Origin of the sequence: Catenibacterium sp. co_0103 (assembly GCF_004168205.1) — a bacterium.
GTDB lineage: Bacteria > Bacillota_I > Bacilli_A > Erysipelotrichales > Coprobacillaceae > Catenibacterium > Catenibacterium mitsuoka_A.
Window position 1 is genome coordinate 1 of sequence record NZ_RCYB01000126.1, and the last position, 4,624, is coordinate 4,624.

3 protein-coding genes are annotated in these 4,624 nt (G+C 30.8%); all 3 read right to left on the reverse strand.

The annotated features are described in order from the left end of the window. Positions 1 to 126: 126 nt before the first annotated feature. From EAI80_RS12020 to EAI80_RS12030, 3 genes are read right to left on the reverse strand one after another with little or no spacing between them, the layout of a single operon-like run. Positions 127 to 2,208: an ATP-binding cassette domain-containing protein gene (locus tag EAI80_RS12020; protein WP_238634604.1), complete on the reverse strand. Its 2,082-nt coding sequence runs from the start codon at positions 2,206 to 2,208 to the stop codon at positions 127 to 129. 1 nt (position 2,209) lies between these two features. After that, positions 2,210 to 4,009, reverse strand: coding sequence for an ATP-binding cassette domain-containing protein (locus EAI80_RS12025; RefSeq protein WP_129982226.1), 1,800 nt, complete (start codon positions 4,007 to 4,009; stop codon positions 2,210 to 2,212). 48 nt (positions 4,010 to 4,057) lie between these two features. Further along, the gene (locus tag EAI80_RS12030) at positions 4,058 to 4,363 is read right to left on the reverse strand and encodes a hypothetical protein (RefSeq protein WP_129982227.1); all 306 of its coding nucleotides are present in this window, start codon (positions 4,361 to 4,363) and stop codon (positions 4,058 to 4,060) included. Positions 4,364 to 4,624: the final 261 nt, after the last annotated feature.

Sequence of the window (4,624 nt, forward strand, 5' to 3'; positions counted from 1 at the left end):
AAGAAATAAGGGGTGAGATTCACCCCTTACTGCGTAATAATTAAAATTTAGGAAACCCCTAGTTATTTTAAATTACCGAAAAAAAGAGCTGTAACGCTCAAGATAGTAATAAATACTACCTATTCATTACAGTCCCTTTTGATTTTTCATAATCATTTGAATAAATGCAGGAATAAAGAATTCTATGATGAATGCTGCAATAAAGAATAATAATATCAGCATTTTAGTTACAGGTATAATCAAACTATATATATGTATCCTTATAACAAACTCTATAAAGACTTCTAGTAATACTACTCCCAAAACAGCTAACATAAGAGAATTCTTGATATAAGTAAGACTAAAACTCTTGCTTATTCTCTTAGTAGTAAAACCTAAGTTATATAGAAAATCTCTTGTCTGTTTTTCTTCCTTAAGAATGAGGTATTTGAGGTAGAAATAGAATCCATACAACAATACAAATACTATAATCATGAATTGCATTAATACTTGTTTATTGTTGGAAAGAATCTTATTGATTGCACTATTATCTACAAAAGCACCTTCTACATTAAAACCAAGCTTTTCTAACTGTTTTGTGACTTGATCTATATTTTTCAAACTATCTACTCTTACAGTATAAGCACCTGGTTTCCAAGGTGTTTCTACAATAACCTGATCCACATCACTCATTGTATAAGTAGAAGGTAATGGTCCTTCATAATATGTATAATCCATTCCTTCTTCACCAGGCACACCATATAATACCTTCGATTGTGTTGCATGATATGTCTTCCTATATTGATTTATAACACTTCGTGGGACATAAATACTTCTAGTACCACTATATGAATTTGAACTTATTTCTGTTCCTTCCTTTAATATACCTCTTACAGGTAGTTCTACCTCTACTAAATCCACGAGGACAGTATTAACATCCACATATTCACTACCTTCTAAATCAATACCTGTCTGTGTAATACCTGATGCATCATACATAGGAATAGGTAAATAGAACTTTAATTTAAGATCATCCATATTGATTGAATCAACTGAAATATCCTGATTAGATAATAACTGATTACTTATATATACACCTTTATTATTATTGTGCTTTACAGTTAAATTTGTATAATCATCTTCATTATCATATACCTGCATACTCACTAGATTTATTGTTTGATTACATTTCTTTCCTGTAAGTTTTGCTTCTTGATATTTCAGTTGAGTTTCAGTATCTAATCCAAGTATCATAACATCATCGTATTCTTTTTCATAACGCCATTTAACACTCTCAATATTCTTTACAGATTTAATCTTTTTATAATCTGATTGTGTCATAGGAAATTCTGAACCATTATATGAATAATAGTCATTACTCATCTTTTCCTTATATACAGTTAAATCTCTCGAAGCAATCGTATTGATTTTTTGTTCATAAGATGCATTATAATGTCCATAAATATTATAGCTATATGCACATATAATCATTGTGAAAGCAACCAGGATATTCATAACTATTCTAAATGCACGATGAGAAAAACGTAGATTAAATAATTTATGATTATGTGGTATCTGTGATATAAGAGATGTTTCTCTCTTATTTTCTTTTTCTAGAATAAGTGTTTGATCAACCTTATAGAGCACATCTGCTTCTTCAATCATCCTTTGATCATGAGTTGCCACAATCACATAATGTCCCTCTTCAGCATACTCTTTTAGATACTTAATCATTTCTAACGCATAGGATGAATCTAAAGCGGCTGTAGGTTCATCAAGTATCAATATTTCTGGCTGACTCATAATAGCTAAACAGATAGCGGCTCTTGTCTTTTCACCACCTGATAAGTTTCTAGGATATTTTTTCTTTAGAGAAGCTATACCAAACTTTTCTTCATATGTATCATTTCTTTGATAACCTAGTTTAACTAACTGTTTAATATGTTCCTCTATAGTTATTCCTTCAATAAACAAAGGAATCTGAGGTACATTGACCATATGATCATAAATGAACTGTTGTCTACTATCTTGATCTTGTTCATCTATTCTCTGTCCTTCATAGATATATTCACACTCATATGCGAATTGAAAGGCTTTTAAGAAAGTAGACTTACCAGAACCACTCTTTCCCCTAATAATAGTCAATACACCTGGAGAAGTATGAAATGATGCATTGTTTAAGATTACTTTGTCACCAAATGATATATTTAAATTTTTGATTTCAATCACCTTAATGCACCTCATTTCTTAATTCATCTACTATATTCAGCTTATTAATGAATTTGTTTTGAAGAACCATTCTTTCTATCAATAAGATAATTATGAATAAGACAGTCATATTAGAAAGTGTCACCATATTAAAAGTACCTAATATAAGAGACATGATTGAGGAGATTAGAGTAGAACTCACTACAACTATAGATATACTTCCCAATGTTTCTATCATGGATATTCTTTGTAAATCCTTTTTTAATAATCCTGATATCAAAAGAAGTACAAGTTCTTTTTTTCTTTGCATAAGAAGATGAGATTCCAATACAATATCAATAAGTACACTAATAACTAGAATCACACCCGCAAATGTAAACATCATATTCTTATAGTAAGAATCAAGACTATTCATAGCCTCTCTATCAGTGAATGAATCATTAATTCTATATCCCTTTGATTCATAATAGTCTATCAATTCATTCAATTCATTATAGGTATTAGTCTTAATGATATAACCTATATAACGTGGTGTACATCCTGATTGTTTATAGATATCCTGAAGAATTGCATACGGAACATAGATATATCTCTGACTCTTTGATACATAATGAACCTTTTTATTATTCCTAAATACACCATTGATATCAAATGTATGAGTTGTCTGATTCATTCCTTTTTGATCAGTGATATAAAGATCTAGTTTGACTTTATTATGAGAAGATATCTGATTCAGGCGATAATAAGTATCATTGTCCATATAAATACCTGACCTTGTTTCCTGGATATTTCTATCTATATATTTAGAAAGATCATCATCCTTGAAATAAGGCACAAGATAGACATCTTCTCCTTCTATTTGTGTATATATTTTATATAGAGGAAACGTATTCTTATCATCTATTTTTATGAAATGAGAATAATCCTGATCCACATAACTATGCTTATCTTTGGTAATAATAGCCTTATTTTCTAATTGTCCTATCAACATCTGCATTCCTTGATCCCTTGAATGATGAATAATACCAAGAATCATCTGTCCAGATACAAGTGTCAAGATAAACACCATCATCATCAATACATACATGAACTTATAATGTTTCATATAGTCTTTTATATACTCTTTATAGAACTTATGATCAACCTGAGAGATAACACCCTTTCCACATATATCTTCTTGAATCACAGAACCATCAGATATCAGTCTTCCATCTTCTAGTGTATAGACAATATCTGCATACTTTATAGCCTCTTCTGAATGAGAAGCCAACACAATGGTCATATGCGCACTTAATTCTTTTAATATTTTATAGATTTCTATCTCATTCTCATAATCAAGTGAAGCGGTCGGTTCATCTAAGACAAGCACTTGTGGATTACTTACAAGCGCTGTTGCGATAGAAAGTCTCTGTCTTTCCCCTAAAGATAGCGTCATGACATTCTGATTCAAAGTCACATCAAGATGCATCTTATCAAGATAATCCTGTATATCTTTATCAGATAAATGTTTATTATGAATATGTGCAAAATACTGTAATGTTCCTCTGACATCTAGATGAGCTAATAAATCATTTTCCTGTAATACACAGCTGATACATTCTTTTCTGATATTATTTCTATCTTTTTCTTCTATGAGATGATGATCATAATAGTATTGATACTTGCTTTTTGTATCCATAAGCGCAATACAATGGAGAAGAGCTGTCTTACCTGAACCACTCTTCCCTCTTATAAGAGTAATAGAATGTGCAGGAATAGAAATAGAGGCATGATCAAGAATAACCCTATCATATTCTATACAAATGTCCTTTAATTCAATCATATTATCATTCCCTTCTAATAAAAGCTTCTAGCAAAGCTAGAAGCCTTATTATTTCGTATAACACGAACCCCATTTATTAGTATTTCCATTTATTTCCCAATGATATGTACTGTATCCTGTTCTAGTAACACTATTATAATCTGTACTAGAAAAACCTACTCTCTGTGAACATTTATAAACACTACCAGATTTAGATGTCTGAGGTTTGCCTGACTTAGAAGCATATCCGCCTCTTCCAGAATATCCAATATTAAACGGATTACTTATCTTCCATCTTGTTGTTTCATGTGTATAATAAGTTGCTGTTACACTTGCACTCGTACCTGCACATGTCGTACGAAGAGACTTATTCACAGATGCTGCGTATACATTTTTAACACTAATAATTCCAAGCAAAAAACAAATTTGAATACCCACAAACCACAGGTCAGTGAAAATTAAATTTCATAAGCACCGATTAAACGGCGTTCATGAAGCTGAACCAGACACATGAATTTCCCATCTGTTCTATAATTAGATTAGAAATTAGATGGAGGTATAATCATATGTCAAACAAAGTATTAAAGCCTAAGAAAGCTTCTCTTTATCAGTTCACTCAGAAATATTCCAACAATA